Here is a 17,819-nt window from a genome sequence, read left to right as displayed (position 1 = left end):
CCAAGCCTCACACCCCGTCAATCAGCAATCGGGCTTGTCCGCCGTAAAACGCCGCGCCGGGTTCACCGCCGCCCCGAACTCGCGCAATGCCTTGGCGCCGATCAGCAACGGATAGTTAAAGCTGCTGCGGTCCGTCAAATTCACCTCGACCGTGCGCTTGACGTTGCCCAGGCACAGTTCCAGATCGACCACCGGACGCTTGGTGGGTGCGATCACTTCGCTGTCATCCTCTTCCTCTTCGGAACGGGTCTTGATCTTGCTGATGCGCGCGATCTTGTGCTCGTAGACCTTGTTGCCGGCATCTTTGGTGGCGAGGCGGAATCGCACCCATTCTTCGCCATTGCGGGTAAAGGTTTCGATGTCCTTGGCCGACAGCGAGGCGGTCAGGGCGCCGGTATCCATTTTCGCCTTGAGGACCTGCCCGCCGATTTCCGGCAGGGCGATGTATTCATAACGCCCGTACAGAGTCGGTTCGGCGGCCATTACCGGCAGGGCGATGAGGGAGAGCACTGCAAGGAGGGATTTCACGTAATGGGTTTCCATGAGAGTGAGCAGTCGGATTTTAGACCGTCGTTCGCTTGATCGTTCCCACAAGGTTACCGACCCAAAAGTGAAACATTCGTCACCGCCGATTTGGCCTGCTGCCCGAAGCTGCTTATCATGGCGCGCCCAACCGCTTCCACGAGTGACTTATGCGCCGCCTGCTCACCGGCTGTTTCGTGACCCTGCTGCTTGTGCTCAACACCCTGGTTCTGATCGGGCCGTTAATGGTGTTTGCCCTGCTCAAGCTGGTCCTGCCCGGCCGTTTTCGCGATTACGCCTCATGGTCGGTGATGTGGATCGCCGAGACCTGGTCCGAGATCGACAAGCTGATCTTCCGCCTGTGTATCCCCACCCAATGGGACATCCGCGGCGGTGACGATCTGCGTCGCGATACCTCGTATCTGGTGATCAGCAACCATCAATCCTGGGTCGACATCCCGGCACTGATCCAGACGCTGAATCGGCGTACGCCGTTCTTCAAGTTCTTCCTCAAGAAAGAGCTGATCTGGGTGCCCTTCCTGGGTCTGGCCTGGTGGGCGCTGGATTACCCGTTCATGAAGCGCTACGGCAAAGCCTTCCTGGCCAAACACCCGGAACTGGCGGGCAAGGATCTGGAAATCACCAGACAGGCCTGCGAGCTGTTCAAGCGCCAACCGGTGACGGTGGTCAATTATCTGGAGGGCACCCGCTTCACGGCGGCTAAAAGTGCCCGGCAACAGTCACCGTTCAATCACCTGCTCAAGCCCAAAGCCGGCGGCGTGGCCTTTGTGCTGGCGGCGATGGGTGAACAGCTGGACGCGATTCTCGATGTGACGGTGGTTTACCCGCAGCAGCAGATTCCGGGGTTCTGGGACTTGATCAGCGGCAATGTGCCGAAGGTCATCATCGATATCCAGACCCGCGAACTCGACCCGGCGCTGTGGCAGGGCGATTACGAAAACGATCCTGTATTTCGCGAGAAGGTCCAGAACTGGGTCAACCAGCTCTGGATCGAGAAGGACCGGCGCATCGACGCCTTGCGCGCCGGGTGCCGCTGAATCAGCTACCGGCGCCAGCGCCCCAGATGCTGCCCAGACTGCTCAGCAGCGTACCGCCGACGCCCTGCTGACCGAAGTATTGCAGGAGCACCGGGGCAAACTGGCCAATCATCCCGCTGTCCATGCCCAGGGCGCTGAAAGCGTTGTTGAGGTCGTTGGTGTCCTTAACGTTGCCCAGGGCGTTATCCAGCCCTGCCGCTTTGCCGCTGGAGCCAAGCAGACTGGCCAGCGCACCCAACTCACCGCCGCCCGAGAGCATGTCGATGCCCGGCACGCTTTTGGCCAGTTCCGAGTAGTCGGTTGAGCTCAACTGGTTCTTCGCCAGCCCCAGCATCGCCCCGGCACCGCCGATGGCTTGCTGCGGGGTGATGTCCAGTTCACTGAGGGTGCTCAGCAGGTCGGCTGTCTGCGGCGTCGGTGCGGCAGTCGCGGCCGCGTCACTGCCCTTCATGCCCGAAATCGCATTGGCCGCATCGCTCAGGTTGAACTGTGCAAAGGCCGGGCTGGCGGACAGCGCCAACAGCGAAGCCAGTGCAATACCGCGTGAAATCTTCATCCAGACATCCTCTTGTGCCACGAAACCATCCGAAAACCGGCGGTAAAACTCCCGGTTTGACCGGGCATCTTCAATCATGTTCCTTGCCGCGCATCCGTTTTTACACAGGTCACGCATAAGAAACGTGAATCCCTGGATGCCGTGCGATGAATGGCATGACCGGGCAACCGTTTGAAAAAGATATCCAAACAAAAACGGCGACCCGAAGGTCGCCGTTTTGTATTACGCAAAGACTTACGCCGCGCTGAACATCTTGTGCGGATCGATCACAAACTTCTTCGGCACGCCCGCGTCAAACTCGCCATACCCCTGTGGAGCCTGGTCCAGGCTGATCACCTGAACGCCTACCACTTCGGCGATGTTGATACGGTCCCACATGATCGCTTGCATGAGCGCGCGGTTGTACTTCATCACCGGGGTCTGGCCGGTGTGGAAGCTGTGGGATTTGGCCCAGCCCAGGCCGAAGCGGATGCTCAGGCTGCCCATTTTCGCCGCAGCGTCGACGGCACCCGGGTCTTCGGTCACGTAGAGGCCGGGGATACCGATCTTGCCTGCCACACGCACCACGCCCATCAGCGAGTTGAGTACGGTGGCCGGGGCTTCGTGTTTCACGCCGTCATGGCCGTGGCCACGGGCTTCGAAGCCAACGGCGTCGATGGCGCAATCCACTTCCGGTTCGCCCAGCAGTGCGGCGATCTGTTCGTGCAGCGGCGTGTCCAGTGACAGGTCGGCGATTTCGAAACCCTGGGCCTTGGCGTGGGCCAGGCGGACGGTGTTGACGTCACCGACGATCACCACCGCCGCACCCAGCAGGCGAGCGGATGCGGCCGCCGCCAGGCCGACCGGACCGGCACCGGCGATGTACACGGTGCTGCCCGGGCCGACGCCAGCGGTCACGGCACCGTGATAGCCGGTCGGCAGAATGTCGGAGAGGCAGGTCAGGTCGCGGATTTTTTCCATCGCCCGGTCGCGATCCGGCAGTTTCAGCAGGTTGAAGTCGGCATACGGCACCATGGCGTATTCGGCCTGGCCGCCGGTCCAGTCGCCCATGTCGACGTAACCATAAGCACCGCCCGGACGCGCCGGGTTGACGCTCAGGCAGACGCCGGTGTGCATTTCTTTGCAGGAACGGCAGCGCCCGCAAGCCACGTTGAACGGTACGGACACCAGGTCGCCGATTTGCAGGTTCTCGACGTCGCTGCCCTTCTCGATCACTTCACCGGTGATCTCATGACCCAGCACCAGGCCGGTTTGCGCCGTGGTACGACCGCGCACCATGTGCTGGTCGGAACCACAGATGTTGGTGGAAACCACACGCAGGATGACGGCGTGGTTAATCTTCCTGCCGCGCGGGTCCTGCATTTTCGGATAGTCAATACTCTGTACTTCGACCTTGCCAGCGCCGAGATACACCACACCACGATTACCAGACATGCTTTCACCTCGCTGTTGTTTTTATGGAACCGCGTTGCCCAGGCAGGCAGCGCGTTAAGTGCTTGGGTTATTGCCTGTGTGTCTTGTGTTGTCTGTTATGCCGCTATCGCGAGCAGGCTCGCTCCTACAGGGGTATGCATTCCAATGTAGGAGTGAGCCTGCTCGCGATGGCAATCTAAAGAACGACTGTTCTGTTCGCGTTTAAAAACACGCGTCTCTCAATGTGATACCCGACGGCTCGGGCCAGGGTCAGCCCTTCGATATCCCGCCCCTTGGCAATCAGGTCTTCCGGGTAATGGCTGTGATCCACCGCCTCGACGCCCTGGGCAATGATCGGGCCTTCATCCAGGTCGTTGTTGATGTAATGCGCGGTGGCGCCCACCAGTTTCACGCCCTTGTTGTAGGCCTGGTGATAGGGCTTGGCGCCCTTGAAACCGGGCAGCAGGGAGTGGTGGATATTGATCGCCTTGCCATCGAGCTTGCGACACAGTTCCGGCGACAGCACTTGCATGTAGCGCGCAAGGATCACCAGTTCCGCACCGGACTCTTCAATCACCTGCCACACCTGACGCTCTTGCGACGGCTTGTCGTTCGGGTCCAGCGGGAAGTGGTAGTACGGAATCTGGTGCCAGTCAGCCAGTGGCTTGAGGTCCGGGTGGTTGGAGACCACGGCGGCGACGTCCATCGACAACTGGCCGATGCGCTGGCGATAGAGCAAGTCGTTGAGGCAGTGATCGGCCTTGGAGACCATGATCACCACTTTCGGCCGATAGTTCGGCGCGGTCAGTTCGAAGATCATGCCGAAGGCTTCACCGCGCTCGGCCAGGCCCGCGCGGAAGGACTGCTCGTCGAAACCGTCAGGCTGGCGGAACTCCACACGAATGAAGAAACGGCCCGAGAGCCGGTCATCGAAGGAATGGTGCTCGGTGACGTAGCAGCCCTGCTCGAACAGAAAGCGGGTCACCGCATCCACCGTGCCGAGTACGCTGGGGCAGTCGGCGGTCAGAATCCATGTGTCTGGGGCGCGGCTCATAGTACGGTGACTCCTGAGAAATCGGTGGATGCCTACTGTAGGAGTGAGCCTGCTCGCGATGGTCGTCAACGATGACGCGTACTTCCTGACTTAACGCGTCGCTCTCAAGTCCATCGCGAGCAAGCTCGCTCCTACAGGGTCAGGTGGTGATCAAGCCTGAACGCTCAGCCCGAACTCGGCAGAAGCATCCTGCAACCACAACCACCAGTACTCCGAGAAGCTGCGACGAATCAGCAGTTCCCAGGTGTCTTCGGCGGTGTGACGGATCATCAGTTGCGACTTGGCGAACACCGTGCCGACGGCTTTACCTACCGGGAAGTTGTTCGGATGCACGTCGTAGCTGGTGGATTTCATCAGCACCTGGCGCACGTTCGGGCCGCTCAGTTCGAGGAGTTGCTGGCCACCGCTGACGTTGACGATTGCAATGTGCAGATCGCCCAGTGCTTCGCGCAGTTTTTGCTCGGCGGCCAGTTCTTCACCGGTCGGCACGATCAGCAGCCATTCATCCGGCCCCATCCATTGCAGGCTGGTTTCACCTTTGACGATGACGCTCAGCGCACCCGGCAATTCGATGCCCAGGGCCTTGTGCACGCCCGCGGCGAATGCGGCATCGTGGCCATCGCCACGGATGGTCAGGTGGCCGAGGAGTTTTTTCTCACGCACGGTCACACCGGCGTTCTTGCGACCCTTGCCCACCAGGCTGGCGAGGTCGGCGTGATGCAGCGACGACTCGGCCTTGGCCCCGGTGGTTGGGCGTTGTTGGTAAACATTGGCTGCGGTCATAAAGCACCTGTTCTGAATTCTGTTGGTTCCTGTGGTGGCTGCACTGCCGCCATCGCGAGCAGGCTCACTCCTACAAGGGTTACGCGGTCACCTGTAGGAGTGAGCCTGCTCGCGATGAATTCACCACGGTGCAGCTGCACCCCACAGGATCCGAACCATCAAACGTTCTGGCGTTCGCCTTTCGGATCGAAGAACACCGAAGAAACGATTTCCGCCTCGATCACGCTGCCGTCGGCCAGCGGTGCGAACACGCGCTCGCCCATGCGGTTCAGACCGCCCTTGACCACGCCCATGGCAAACGAATAGCCCAGGGAGTTGTGCAGGTAACTGGAGGTCACGTGACCGACCATGGTCATCGGGATCGCCTGCTTGGTGTTGAACACCAGTTGCGCGCCTTCCGGCAGCCATTTGTTCGGATCGATCGGCTTCAGGCCAACCAGTTGCTTGCGCTGATCACGCACGCAGTCTTCACGGTTCATGCCACGCCAGCCGATCCACGAGAACGGTTTGGTGCGACCGACACACCAGCCCATGTTCAGGTCGTCCGGGGTCATCGAGCTGTCAGTGTCCTGACCGACGATGATGAAGCCCTTCTCGGCCCGCAGTACGTGCATGGTTTCGGTGCCGTACGGGGTCAGGTTGTACTTCTTGCCGGCATCGACGATTTTTTCCAGCACGCCCATGGCGTAGTCGGCTTGCACGTTGACTTCGTACGACAGCTCACCGGTAAACGAAATCCGGAATACCCGCGCCGGCACACCACCGACCAGACCTTCTTTCCAGGTCATGAACGGGAACGCTTCGCTGCTCAGGTCGATGTCGGTGACTTCAGCGAGCAGCTTGCGGCTGTTCGGCCCGGACAGGGTCATGGTCGCCCAGTGGTCGGTGACGGAGGTGAAGAACACCTTCATGTCCGGCCATTCGGTCTGGTGGTACAGCTCCAGCCACTGCAGTACGCGAGCCGCGCCGCCGGTGGTGGTGGTCATGACGAAATGGTTGTCGGCCAGGCAAGCCGTCACGCCGTCGTCGAAGACCATGCCGTCTTCTTTGCACATCAGGCCATAACGGGCCTTGCCCACATCGAGCTTGGTCCAGGCGTTGGTGTAGACGCGGTTGAGGAACTCACGCGCATCCGGGCCCTGGATGTCGATCTTGCCCAGGGTCGAAGCATCCAGCAGGCCGACGCTGTCGCGCACGGCTTTGCATTCGCGCTTAACGGCGGCATGCAGGTCTTCACCGGATTTCGGGAAGTACCAAGGACGCTTCCACTGACCGACGTCTTCGAACTCGGCGCCGTTTTTCAGGTGCCATTGATGCAGTGCGGTGTAGCGCACCGGCTCGAAGATGTGCCCACAGTGACGACCGGCCACGGCGCCGAAAGTCACCGGCGTGTAGTTCGGACGGAACATGGTGGTGCCCATCTGCGGGATGGTCACGTTCAACGAGCGGGCAGCGATGGCCAGGCCGTTGACGTTGCCGAGCTTGCCCTGATCGGTACCGAAGCCCAGCGCCGTGTAGCGCTTGACGTGCTCGACCGACTCGAAGCCCTCGCGGGTCGCCAGTTCGATGGCGGCGGCGGTGACGTCGTTTTGCAGGTCGACGAATTGCTTCGGCGCCCGTGCGGTGTTCTTTTCATGCGGCACCTGGAACAGCGCCAGGGTCGGTTCTTCGAGACGGCTCAGGGCTTTCGGCAGTACGCCTTCGACCGATTGGAAGCCGGCTTCGGCAGCAGCGCGAACGCCACCTTCAAAACCGTCGGCCAGGGAATCGCCAAGGCCGTAGACGCCGTTGATACCACCGACGCACACGCGTTTCTGCGGTGCTTCGCCCGGTACGAAACCGAGGATATCTTCACGCCAGGTCGGCTTGCCGCCCAAGTGCGAAGCCAGGTGAACCACCGGGCTGTAGCCGCCGGAGCTGGCGACCACGTCGCAGTCGAGCCATTCACCCGGGCTGGTCACGGTGTGGGCCTTGACATCGATCGCGGCCACACGGGCAGCGGTCACGCGCTTGCTGCCACGGGCTTCGATCACGGCGCTACCGGTGAGAATGCGGATGCCTTTGGCGCGGGCTTCTTCCACCAGCGCACCACGGGGATTGCTGCGGGCGTCGGCGATCGCCACCACTTGCAGGCTGGCATCGAGCCAATCCAGGGCAACGCGGTAGGCGTGGTCGTTGTTGGTCGACAGCACCAGCTTCTTGCCCGGTGCCACGCCGTAACGACGCACGTAGGTCGAGATGGCGCCGGCGAGCATGTTGCCCGGTACGTCGTTGTTGCCATAGACCAGTGGACGCTCGTGAGCGCCGGTCGCCAGTACCACGCGATTGGCGCGGACCCGGTGGATGCGCTGACGCACCTGGCCAATCGGTGCGCGGTCGCCGAGGTGATCGGTCAGACGCTCGTGAATGGTCAGGAAGTTATGGTCGTGGTAGCCGTTGACGGTAGCGCGCGGCAACAGCAGCACGTCCGGGGTGTTCTTCAGCTCGTCAATGACGCTGGCCACCCACTCCATCGCAGGCTTGCCGTCGAGGCTTTCGCGGGAGTCGAGCAGGCTGCCGCCGAACTCTTCCTGTTCGTCCGCCAGGATCACACGGGCACCGCTGCGCGCAGCGGCCAGTGCTGCGGCCAGACCGGCAGGGCCGGCACCGACGATCAGCACGTCGCAGTGCTGGTTCATGTAGTCGTAGGTGTCCGGATCGTTCTCGGTCGGCGAGCGACCCAGGCCGGCGGCCTTGCGGATGTACTTCTCGTAAGTCATCCAGAACGATTGCGGGTACATGAAGGTTTTGTAGTAGAAGCCCGGTGGCATCAGCTTGCCGCCGACCTTGCCGAGAATCCCCATCATGTCGTTGTTCACGCTCGGCCAGCCGTTGGTGCTGGTGGCGACCAGGCCTTGATACAGCGCCTGTTGCGTGGCGCGCACGTTCGGGATCTGCGTGGCTTCGGTGGCGCCGATCTGCAGCACCGCGTTCGGCTCTTCGGCACCGGCGGCGAAAATGCCGCGCGGACGGGAATACTTGAAGCTGCGACCGATGATGTCGACGCCGTTGGCCAGCAGTGCAGCGGCCAGGGAATCGCCTTCGAAGCCTTTGTAGTTCTGGCCGTTGAAGGTGAAGGTCAAGACTTTGTTGCGGTCGATCCGTCCGCCGTTGGACAGGCGATTGATCTGGCTCATACCTTCTCTCCCAGAGCCGTGCTGGCCGCTTTCGGGCTATCGGTCTTGTCGGTGAATTGTGGCTTGGTGCCGATCTTGTAGGTTTCGAGAATCTCGTAGGTCACGGTGTCGCGGGTGACGTTGAAGTACTGACGGCAACCGGCGACGTGATCCCACAGTTCGTGGTGCAGACCGCGCGGGTTATCGCGGAAGAACATGTAGTCGCCCCACTCCTCGTCGGTGCAGGTGTTCGGATCCAGTGGACGCGGGATGTGCGCCTGGCCGGATGCATGGAATTCCTCTTCGGAGCGCAGTTCGCCGCAGTGAGGACAGAAGATATGCAACATGGGGATTTCTCCTGTTAGTGGGCAACCGCAGCAGCGCCGTGTTCATCGATCAACGCACCGTTGTGGAAACGGTCGATGGAGAAAGGTGCGGCCAATGGGTGCATTTCACCCTTGGCCAGGCTCGCGGCAAACACGTTGCCCGAGCCAGGTGTGGCCTTGAAGCCACCGGTACCCCAACCGCAGTTGAAGAACATGTTCGGTACCGGGGTTTTCGAAATGATCGGGCAGGCATCCGGCGTGGTGTCGACGATGCCGCCCCACTGGCGGTTCATGCGTACGCGCGACAGCACCGGGAACATCTCGACGATGGCCTGGATGGTGTGCTCGATCACCGGGTACGAACCACGCTGGCCGTAGCCGTTGTAGCCGTCGATACCGGCACCGATCACCAGGTCGCCCTTGTCGGACTGGCTGATGTAGCCGTGTACGGCGTTGGACATGATCACGCTGTCGATAATCGGCTTGATCGGCTCGGACACCAGCGCTTGCAGCGGGTGGGATTCGATCGGCAGGCGGAAACCGGCAAGTTTGGCCATGTGCCCGGAGTTACCGGCGGTCACTACGCCGACGCGCTTGGCGCCGATGAAGCCCTTGTTGGTTTCAACGCCGATGCACACGCCGTTTTCCTTGCGGAAACCGATCACTTCGGTCTGCTGGATCAGGTCCACGCCCAGGGCGTCGGCGGCCCGGGCAAAGCCCCAGGCCACGGCATCGTGACGGGCCACACCGCCGCGACGCTGGACGGTAGCGCCCATCACCGGGTAGCGAGTGTTTTTCGAGCAGTCGAGGTACGGAATCTCATCGGCAACCTGCTTGGCATCGAGCAGTTCACCGTCCACGCCGTTGAGGCGGTTGGCGCTGACCCGACGCTCGGAATCACGGATGTCCTGCAGGGTGTGGCACAGGTTGTAGACGCCGCGCTGGGAGAACATCACGTTGTAGTTCAGGTCCTGGGACAGGCCTTCCCACAGTTTCATCGCGTGTTCGTACAGGTGCGCCGACTCGTCCCACAGGTAGTTGGAGCGAACGATGGTGGTGTTGCGCGCGGTGTTACCGCCGCCCAGCCAGCCTTTCTCGACCACGGCCACGTTGGTGATGCCGTGTTCCTTGGCCAGGTAGTAGGCCGTGGCGAGACCATGCCCGCCACCGCCGACGATGACCACGTCGTAGACCTTTTTAGGGGTCGGCGTGCGCCACATTTTCTGCCAGTTTTCATGATGGCTGAGAGAGTGTTTGAAGAGGCCGAAGCCCGAGTAGCGTTGCATAGTCATTTACTCCAAAACCGCACTCAGCGATAAACCGGGAAGTCCGCGCACAGGGCTGCCACTTGCTCGGCGACATTGGCCTCGACATCGGCGTCGCCGAGGTTGTCGAGGATGTCGCAGATCCAGCCGGCCAGCGTGACGCACTGGGTCACCTTGAAGCCGCGAGTGGTGACCGCCGGGGTGCCGATGCGCAGGCCGGAGGTCACGAACGGCGACTGTGGATCGTTCGGGACAGCGTTCTTGTTCACAGTGATGTGGGCGCGACCGAGTGCTGCATCCGCCTCTTTGCCGGTGAGGCCCTGACGGATCAGGCTGACCAGGAACAGGTGGTTGTCGGTACCGCCGGACACTACATCGTAGCCGCGTTTGATAAACACGCCGGCCATGGCCTGGGCGTTGTCGATCACTTGTTGTTGGTAAACCTTGAAGCCAGGCTCCAGCGCTTCCTTGAAGCACACGGCCTTACCGGCGATCACGTGCATCAGCGGGCCGCCCTGGGCACCCGGGAAAACTGCCGCGTTGAGCTTCTTCTCGATTTCTTCGTTGGACTTGGCCAGGATCAGGCCACCACGCGGACCGCGCAGGGTCTTGTGGGTGGTGGTGGTGACCACGTCAGCGTAAGGCAGCGGGTTCGGATACAGACCAGCTGCGACCAGACCGGCAACGTGGGCCATGTCGACGAACAGCAGCGCACCGACCTTGTCGGCGATCTGGCGGAAGCGCGGGAAGTCCAGGGTCTTGGAGTAGGCCGAGAAGCCGGCAACGATCATCTTCGGCTTGCACTCGACGGCCAGGCGCTCGACTTCGTCGTAATCGATCAGACCGGTCTTGGTGTCGATGCCGTACTGCACGGCGTTGTACAGCTTGCCCGAGGACGACACTTTGGCGCCGTGGGTCAGGTGACCGCCGTGGGCCAGGCTCATGCCGAGGATGGTGTCGCCGGCTTGCAGCAGGGCCAGGTACACGGCGCTGTTGGCCGAGGAACCGGAGTGCGGCTGCACGTTGGCGTAATCGGCGCCGAACAGCTGCTTGGCGCGCTCGATGGCCAGCGCCTCAACCTTATCAACGTGCTCGCAGCCACCGTAGTAGCGCTTGCCCGGATAGCCTTCGGCATATTTGTTGGTCAGGCCGCTGCCTTGCGCTTCCATCACGCGCTTGCTGGTGTAGTTCTCCGACGCGATCAGCTCGATATGATCTTCCTGACGTTGCTCCTCGGCATTCATCGCCGCCAGCAGTGCATCGTCGTAACCCTGGATCTGGTCTTGCTTGCTGAACATCGCGTCTCTCCCAGCGGCGGTGGTGCGCCATTCGTCTCGGTGAGGCACTGGCGTTTCGGCAGTGCCCTTTGGTAGCGATGGTATGACTGGCTTGGAGTCGTCAAATGCCTACGGGCGCCACGCAAAGGTGCGTTTACGACATGACGGTAAATGGCATGCCGGACACGACCGTCGATCCGGCGCAGATCCTCTGTAGGAGCGAGCCTGCTCGCGATAGCGGTGGGTCAGCCACCATCATTACCGAATGTGGCGCCGCCATCGCGAGCAGGCTCACTCCTACAGGGTCAGGCGATGACCTGTCGCACTGCGAGCAATAACAGGAAATGCGCGGGATAGAGCGCATACGCCCAGCGCCGCATCGGCGGTGGTTTTACGCCCTTTGCATGTCGCAACAAGAACAGCCCGAGCCATGGCGCAATCAGGCACGTGACGATGGCCGGAATCGCCGCGACATTGCCCAGACGAGTGGCGTAATACAGTACCTGCCACTGATTGGCCGCCAGGCATACCACCCCCGCCAACAGCGCGAAATACCAGGGCCGCTGCAGTAACAGCAGCATCGCCAGCGGCAACAGCACGCCAAAAAACCCGAACATCAATCGCTGGGAGAAAACCCCTACCAGCAGCAACGCGCCAACGGCCAGCAGGCGCGAGGCAAACACCGGCTGCTGCCAGCCACGAATCACCAGCAAACCCAGGGCAAGGGTGGGCAGTACGTTCAAGGTGTCGGGATTGGGAATATACATCCGGTAAGGAATTTCACTCACCGCGCTAAACAGCAACAACCAGCCCAGATAGCGCCACTGGCCACCGGTCGTCGTAGTTCGCGCGCGCGCCAGATTGGCCGCCATTGCCAGGCAGAACCACGGAAACGCCAGGCGCCCCGGCACATACAGCCAATCGGCGGAATAACCGACATATCGCAGGTGATCGAGCACCATGCTCAAAAGCGCCAGCCACTTGAGCAGATCCAGTGCACCGTCGCGCTGTTTTAAGTGCATGGCCTTGTGCATGCTCTTGTGAATAGTCACGTGCATAATTGCCCTTCGACTGTGTATGTTCCCGACAGCGACATCCTGTGCGCTCTACCTGACGATCTTGGGTACAGTGCGCACCCTCATTACCACGGGACGCTTCACCATAGGCATCTCGACCACGGAAGCAGGCCATGACCGACAAGAGCCAACAATTCGCCAGCGACAACTATTCCGGCATCTGCCCTGAAGCATGGGCTGCCATGGAACAGGCCAACCACGGCCACCAGCGCGCATACGGCGACGACGAGTGGACCGCCCGCGCGTCCGATGATTTCCGCAAACTGTTTGCGACCGACTGCGAAGTGTTTTTCGCCTTCAACGGCACCGCCGCCAACTCGCTGGCGCTGTCGTCGCTATGCCAGAGTTACCACAGCGTGATCTGCTCGGAAACCGCCCACGTCGAAACCGACGAATGCGGCGCCCCGGAGTTCTTCTCCAACGGTTCCAAACTGCTGATCGCCCGCACTGAAAACGGCAAGCTGACCCCGGAATCGATCCGCGAAGTCGCGCTCAAGCGCCAGGACATCCACTACCCGAAACCCCGCGTTGTGACCCTGACCCAGGCCACTGAAGTCGGCAGCGTCTACACCCCGGACGAAATTCGCGCCATCAGCGCCACCTGCAAGGAACTGGGCCTGAACCTGCACATGGACGGCGCACGGTTCTCCAACGCCTGCGCATTCCTCGGCTGCACTCCGGCTGATCTGACCTGGAAGGCCGGCGTCGACGTGCTGTGCTTTGGCGGCACGAAAAACGGCATGGCGGTGGGCGAGGCGATTCTGTTCTTCAACCATAAACTGGCTGAAGACTTCGATTACCGCTGCAAGCAAGCCGGGCAGCTGGCTTCAAAAATGCGCTTCCTGTCGGCGCCGTGGGTCGGGATCCTGGAAAACGACGCCTGGCTCAAATACGCCAACCACGCCAACCACTGCGCGCAATTGCTGGCCGAACTGGTCAGCGACATCCCTGGCGTGGAACTGATGTTCCCGGTACAGGCCAACGGCGTGTTCCTGCAACTGTCGGAACCGGCCATCGCCGCACTGACCGCCAAGGGCTGGCGCTTCTACACCTTCATCGGCAACGGCGGCGCACGCTTCATGTGCTCGTGGGATACCGAGGAAGAGCGCGTGCGTGAATTGGCGCGGGATATCCGTGAAGTGATGTCTCACTAACGCCACAAACCCTGTGGGAGCGAGCCTGCTCGCGATGAGGCCCGATCATTCACCAGATCTGCTGGATGAAAGACCGCTATCGCGAGCAGGCTCACTCCTACAAAAGCCCTCCGCATCCCCTGACAGTCCGCACCTGAAGACTTCGTCTACATTGTCTGTCGAGCCACCCCGCTCACATAACAACAATCAGGAGCGTCAGCATGTCATTGCAAGGCAAAACCCTGTTCATCACCGGCGCCAGCCGCGGCATCGGTCGCGAGATCGCGCTGCGGGCCGCACGCGATGGGGCCAACATCGTGATCGCCGCCAAAAGTGCCGAACCCCACGCCAAGCTGCCAGGCACGATTTTCAGTGTGGCCAAGGAAGTGGAAGCCGCGGGCGGCAAGGCGCTGGCCTTGCAGGTGGATGTGCGTGAAGAGGATGCCGTACGTGCGGCCCTGGCCCAGGCCAACGAACATTTCGGCAGCATCGATGCACTGATCAACAACGCCGGGGCGATCAAGCTCACCGGGGTCCAGCACCTTGAGCTCAAGCGCTTCGATCTGATGCACCAGATCAACACCCGCGCCGTCTTGCTGTGCAGTCAGGCTGCGTTGCCGTACCTGAAGAAGTCCGGCGGCCACATCCTCAACCTGTCTCCGCCGCTGAACCTGGCCACCAAGTGGTTCGCCCAATACAGCCCCTACACCGTCACCAAGTACGGCATGAGCATGCTGACTTTGGGCATGAGCGAGGAATTCAAGAACTACGGGATCAGCGTCAACTCGCTGTGGCCACAGACCATGATCGCCACTGCCGCGATCGAGTTTCAGCTGGGGTCGAGGGAGTCGTTCAAGCATGCGCGTCTGCCGACGATCATGGCGGATGCCGCCCATGTGATTCTGAGCAGCGCAAACCGCAGCCTGACCGGGCGCTTGCTGATTGATGAGGAAATTCTGCGGGAAAGCGGTGTGACGGAATTCGAACACTATCGGTTCGCGCCGGACAGCAGCGACAAACTCATGACGGACCTGTTTGTCGACTGAACACCCTCCCCTGTAGGAGCGAGCCTGCTCGCGATGGACGTCAACGATATCGCTGGCAACCTGACACCCCGCGGTGTTCTCAGGTTCATCGCGAGCAGGCTCGCTCCTACAGTAGATCGGTGTTGATCAGAACTCGATCCGCACGTCGCCTTTCGGCACGCTGCAGCACGACAGGATGAACCCTTCAGCCTCGTCTTCCTCGGTGATCCCGCCGTTGTGATCCATCTCCACTTCGCCGCCCAGCTTCAGTACCTTGCAAGTCCCGCAAATCCCCATGCCGCAGGCTTTCGGAATCATCAGGCCGACTTTGGCCGCCGCCGCATGCACGGTCTCGCCCGGGGCCACACGAATGCTCTTGCCGGACGCCGTGAATTCCACCTGGTGCAGATCCGCCACGTCGACTTCCGGCGCCTCGGCCGCTTGTTCGGCGTGTTCCACGGCGTCAGCGCGCGCCTCTGGCGGGGTCGCACCGAAGGATTCTTCGTGATAACGCGACATGTCGAAGCCAGCGGCTTCCAGCAAGCGCTTGACCGCATTCATATAGGGTGTCGGCCCACAGCAGAACACTTCGCGCTCAAGGAAGTCCGGCGCCATCAATTCAAGCATTCTGTGGTTCAGGTAACCGCGATAACCGGCCCAGGGCTCACCCATGCCGTGCTTCTCGCAGATCAGGTGCAGGCTGAAGTTTTCGATCCGCGATGCCATATGTTCCAGTTCGCGGTGGTAAATGATGTCTTTGGGCGAACGGGCGCTGTGAATAAACACCATGTCGACATTGCCGTTGGTGTCATAGAACCAGCGCGCCATGGACATGACCGGCGTGATACCAACGCCGCCGCTGAGGTAGAGCACTTTCGGCGCGGTGAAGTCCATGGCATTGAACAGTCCGACCGGCCCGTGCACCGCCAGCTCCTGGCCTTCGTGCAGCGTGTCGTGCAGCCAGTTGGACACCTTGCCGCCCGGCACGCGCTTGATGGTCACCGAAAAGCTGTACGGCACTGACGGCGAGCTGGAAATGGTGTACGAACGCATGATCGGCTGGCCTTCAATCTCCAGCTCCAGGGTGACAAACTGCCCCGGTTTGAAGAAGAACAGGATCGGCTGGTCGGCCATGAAGCAAAAGGTGCGCACATCCCAGGTTTCCTGGATGACTTTGACGCAACGGACGATGTGTCGACCATTGGCCCAGGTCTGGGTGGTTACCGGGTTCAGGAAGCTGTTGGACATGCTGATCTCCACGGCCGACTGCCGGCCTTCATGTTGGCGATTCTGCGTATAGCGCGAATCATCCATTTACCTATCTGCGACATTGACATGCTTATCGCGACCAGCCCCCAACGACCGGGGCTTGCGCGTCGGGAACAGATTGCACCATGTCGCCCATGGATAAGGTTCTGGCCAGCGCCGGCCCCACACTCGCCCCATACCAAGACACAACCATTACACCTTGCGTAGCAACCCTGATTAGCCACTTTCGCCGGCCACGCAGATGGCCTTGAGGATTAAACGATGGACGTCACTACTACCCTGAGCCTGGGCGATCCGCTGGAACCCGCACGCAAGGCCACCGCACAGATGCTGCAAGAGCGCGAGCGCACGTTCTCGCTGCCGCAGCCGTTTTACTCTGACGAACGCCTGTTTGATATCGACATGCAGGAAATCTTTCAGAAAGAGTGGTTGATCGCCGGCATGACCTGCGAGATCCCGACCAAGGGCAACTACCTGACCCTGCAGATCGGCAAGAACCCGATCATCGTCATTCGTGGAGCCGAAGGCGTGGTGCATGCGTTTCACAACGTCTGCCGCCACCGTGGCTCGCGCCTGTGCACCAGCGACAAGGGCAAGGTCGCCAAGCTAGTCTGCCACTACCACCAGTGGACCTACGAACTCGACGGCCGCCTGCTGTTCGCCGGCACCGAAATGGGCGCCGACTTCGACATGAACCAGTACGGCCTCAAGCCGGTGAACGTGAAGACCGCTGGCGGCTACATCTTCATCAGCCTGGCGGAGAACCCGCCGGCCATCGATGACTTCCTGTCGACGCTCAACCATTACATGGAACCGTACGACATGGAAAACACCAAGGTGGCAATTACCACCACCTTGATGGAAAAGGCCAACTGGAAACTGGTGCTGGAAAACAACCGTGAGTGCTACCACTGCAACGCGTCGCACCCGGAACTGCTGAAAACCCTGCTGGAGTGGGACGACGTTACCGACCCGCGCGCGGACCAGGCCTTCAAGGACCACGTAGCCGCCTCCGCCGCTGCCTGGGAAGCCGAGAAAATCCCTTACGCCCACGCCAGCTTCGGCCTGCGTAACCGCATCGTGCGCATGCCGCTGCTCAAGGGCACCGTGTCGATGACCATGGACGGCAAACAGGGCTGCGCCAAGCTCATGGGCCGCATCAAGAACCCGGACCTGGGCTCGATGCGTATCCTGCACCTGCCGCACTCCTGGAACCACTGCATGGGCGACCACATCATCGTGTTCACCGTGTGGCCGATCAGCGCCCAGGAAACCATGGTCACCACCAAGTGGATCGTGCACAAGGATGCGGTCGAAGGCGTGGACTACGACGTGGAGCGTATGCGCCAGGTCTGGGACGCCACCAACGACCAGGACCGTCGCCTGGCCGAAGAGAACCAGCGCGGCATCAACTCCACCGCGTACCAGCCTGGTCCGTACTCCAAGACCTATGAGTTCGGCGTGGTCAACTTCGTGGACTGGTACAGCGAGCGCCTGCTGAGCAACCTGGGGGCCGAGCCTGCGCCGTACCTCAAGGGTGTACCAGTACAAGGCTGAAGCAACTCCCTGTAGGAGCGAGCTTGCTCGCGAAAAACCCAAAGCCACCGCTGGCATCTGGTTTTAAGCGTTATCGTTCACGACCTTCGCGAGCAAGCTCGCTCCTACAAGGGGCTTGCCCGCGACAGGTTTTCTCTCAGCGCATTAGAACTGTACGAAATATGACCTATCTCGTTCAGGCCTATGCCCGCCGCACCTCCCAGCCTTCCGCGAACAAGTTATCCACATCTCCACCCACAGCTATTGGGGACAACTGTGGAAAGACCGCAAATTTTCTTCACAAAACCCAAAGATAAATCGTGACTTGTCCAGAAGCATGCTTCCACGGGCGAGCTGATCGTTTTTTAGCC

15 protein-coding genes are annotated in these 17,819 nt (G+C 60.9%); 4 read left to right on the top strand and 11 right to left on the bottom strand.

Features of this window, described 5'->3' with window-relative positions; genetic code table 11:
- Window positions 1–21 precede the first annotated feature (21 nt).
- A complete protein-coding gene (locus ACM6J5_RS25345) occupies window positions 22–528 on the bottom strand; it encodes an ATP-dependent zinc protease (protein ID WP_150672033.1) in 507 nt (168 codons plus the stop codon).
- A 164-nt stretch (window positions 529–692) separates the two neighbouring features.
- Between ACM6J5_RS25345 and ACM6J5_RS25340 the strand changes: the two genes are divergently transcribed.
- Window positions 693–1,580, top strand: a complete 888-nt coding sequence (locus tag ACM6J5_RS25340; protein WP_414929549.1) for an acyltransferase — start codon at window positions 693–695, stop codon at window positions 1,578–1,580.
- A gap of 1 nt (window position 1,581) precedes the next feature.
- Here ACM6J5_RS25340 and ACM6J5_RS25335 read toward each other — a convergent pair whose 3' ends face one another.
- The 9 genes from ACM6J5_RS25335 to ACM6J5_RS25295 all read right to left on the bottom strand — a co-directional run bounded on the left by ACM6J5_RS25335 (window position 1,582) and on the right by ACM6J5_RS25295 (window position 12,467).
- The gene (locus tag ACM6J5_RS25335; RefSeq protein ID WP_414929548.1) at window positions 1,582–2,136 is read right to left on the bottom strand and encodes a DUF2780 domain-containing protein; all 555 of its coding nucleotides are present in this window, start codon (window positions 2,134–2,136) and stop codon (window positions 1,582–1,584) included.
- 234 nt (window positions 2,137–2,370) lie between these two features.
- Entirely contained in the window at window positions 2,371–3,570 is a 1,200-nt protein-coding gene (gene fdhA, locus ACM6J5_RS25330) for a formaldehyde dehydrogenase, glutathione-independent (RefSeq protein ID WP_056726583.1), read from the bottom strand.
- A gap of 175 nt (window positions 3,571–3,745) precedes the next feature.
- On the bottom strand, window positions 3,746–4,603 hold the full coding sequence (purU, locus tag ACM6J5_RS25325) for a formyltetrahydrofolate deformylase (RefSeq protein ID WP_007981374.1): 858 nt from the start codon (window positions 4,601–4,603) through the stop codon (window positions 3,746–3,748).
- Window positions 4,604–4,753: 150 nt separating this feature from the next.
- Entirely contained in the window at window positions 4,754–5,386 is a 633-nt protein-coding gene (locus tag ACM6J5_RS25320) for a sarcosine oxidase subunit gamma (RefSeq protein ID WP_095944903.1), read from the bottom strand.
- Window positions 5,387–5,544: 158 nt separating this feature from the next.
- Complete coding sequence (locus tag ACM6J5_RS25315; RefSeq protein WP_414929547.1) at window positions 5,545–8,562, bottom strand: sarcosine oxidase subunit alpha; 3,018 nt, start codon at window positions 8,560–8,562, stop codon at window positions 5,545–5,547.
- A complete protein-coding gene (locus ACM6J5_RS25310; protein WP_046039383.1) occupies window positions 8,559–8,888 on the bottom strand; it encodes a sarcosine oxidase subunit delta in 330 nt (109 codons plus the stop codon). Before ACM6J5_RS25310 ends, ACM6J5_RS25315 begins: the two co-directional genes overlap by 4 nt.
- Before the next feature lie 14 nt (window positions 8,889–8,902).
- Window positions 8,903–10,153, bottom strand: coding sequence for a sarcosine oxidase subunit beta (locus ACM6J5_RS25305; protein WP_007947735.1), 1,251 nt, complete (start codon window positions 10,151–10,153; stop codon window positions 8,903–8,905).
- Window positions 10,154–10,176: 23 nt separating this feature from the next.
- Window positions 10,177–11,430 carry a serine hydroxymethyltransferase gene (gene glyA, locus ACM6J5_RS25300; RefSeq protein WP_046039380.1) on the bottom strand — a complete coding sequence of 418 codons (1,254 nt, stop codon included), beginning with the start codon at window positions 11,428–11,430 and terminating at the stop codon, window positions 10,177–10,179.
- A 284-nt stretch (window positions 11,431–11,714) separates the two neighbouring features.
- The gene (locus ACM6J5_RS25295; protein WP_414929546.1) at window positions 11,715–12,467 is read right to left on the bottom strand and encodes a TraX family protein; all 753 of its coding nucleotides are present in this window, start codon (window positions 12,465–12,467) and stop codon (window positions 11,715–11,717) included.
- A gap of 131 nt (window positions 12,468–12,598) precedes the next feature.
- Between ACM6J5_RS25295 and ACM6J5_RS25290 the strand changes: the two genes are divergently transcribed.
- Together ACM6J5_RS25290 and ACM6J5_RS25285 are read left to right on the top strand one after the other, a co-directional pair.
- Entirely contained in the window at window positions 12,599–13,639 is a 1,041-nt protein-coding gene (locus ACM6J5_RS25290) for a low specificity L-threonine aldolase (RefSeq protein WP_095944899.1), read from the top strand.
- Window positions 13,640–13,839: 200 nt separating this feature from the next.
- On the top strand, window positions 13,840–14,664 hold the full coding sequence (locus ACM6J5_RS25285; RefSeq protein ID WP_414929545.1) for an SDR family oxidoreductase: 825 nt from the start codon (window positions 13,840–13,842) through the stop codon (window positions 14,662–14,664).
- A gap of 126 nt (window positions 14,665–14,790) precedes the next feature.
- Here the strand turns inward: ACM6J5_RS25285 and gbcB are convergent, their stop codons facing one another.
- Window positions 14,791–15,891, bottom strand: coding sequence for a glycine-betaine demethylase subunit GbcB (gene gbcB, locus ACM6J5_RS25280; protein ID WP_150672036.1), 1,101 nt, complete (start codon window positions 15,889–15,891; stop codon window positions 14,791–14,793).
- Between the two features lie 282 nt (window positions 15,892–16,173).
- Here gbcB and gbcA point away from each other — a divergent pair, with 282 nt between their 5' ends.
- Window positions 16,174–17,469 (top strand): glycine-betaine demethylase subunit GbcA, encoded by a 1,296-nt coding sequence (gene gbcA / locus ACM6J5_RS25275; protein WP_095944895.1) that lies wholly within the window; start codon window positions 16,174–16,176, stop codon window positions 17,467–17,469.
- The last annotated feature ends 350 nt before the right edge of the window (window positions 17,470–17,819 follow it).

This window comes from Pseudomonas sp. IT-P74, from assembly GCF_949768175.1.
In the GTDB taxonomy this organism is placed as follows: domain Bacteria; phylum Pseudomonadota; class Gammaproteobacteria; order Pseudomonadales; family Pseudomonadaceae; genus Aquipseudomonas.
This window is presented reverse-complemented; position numbering and strand designations above follow the sequence as displayed.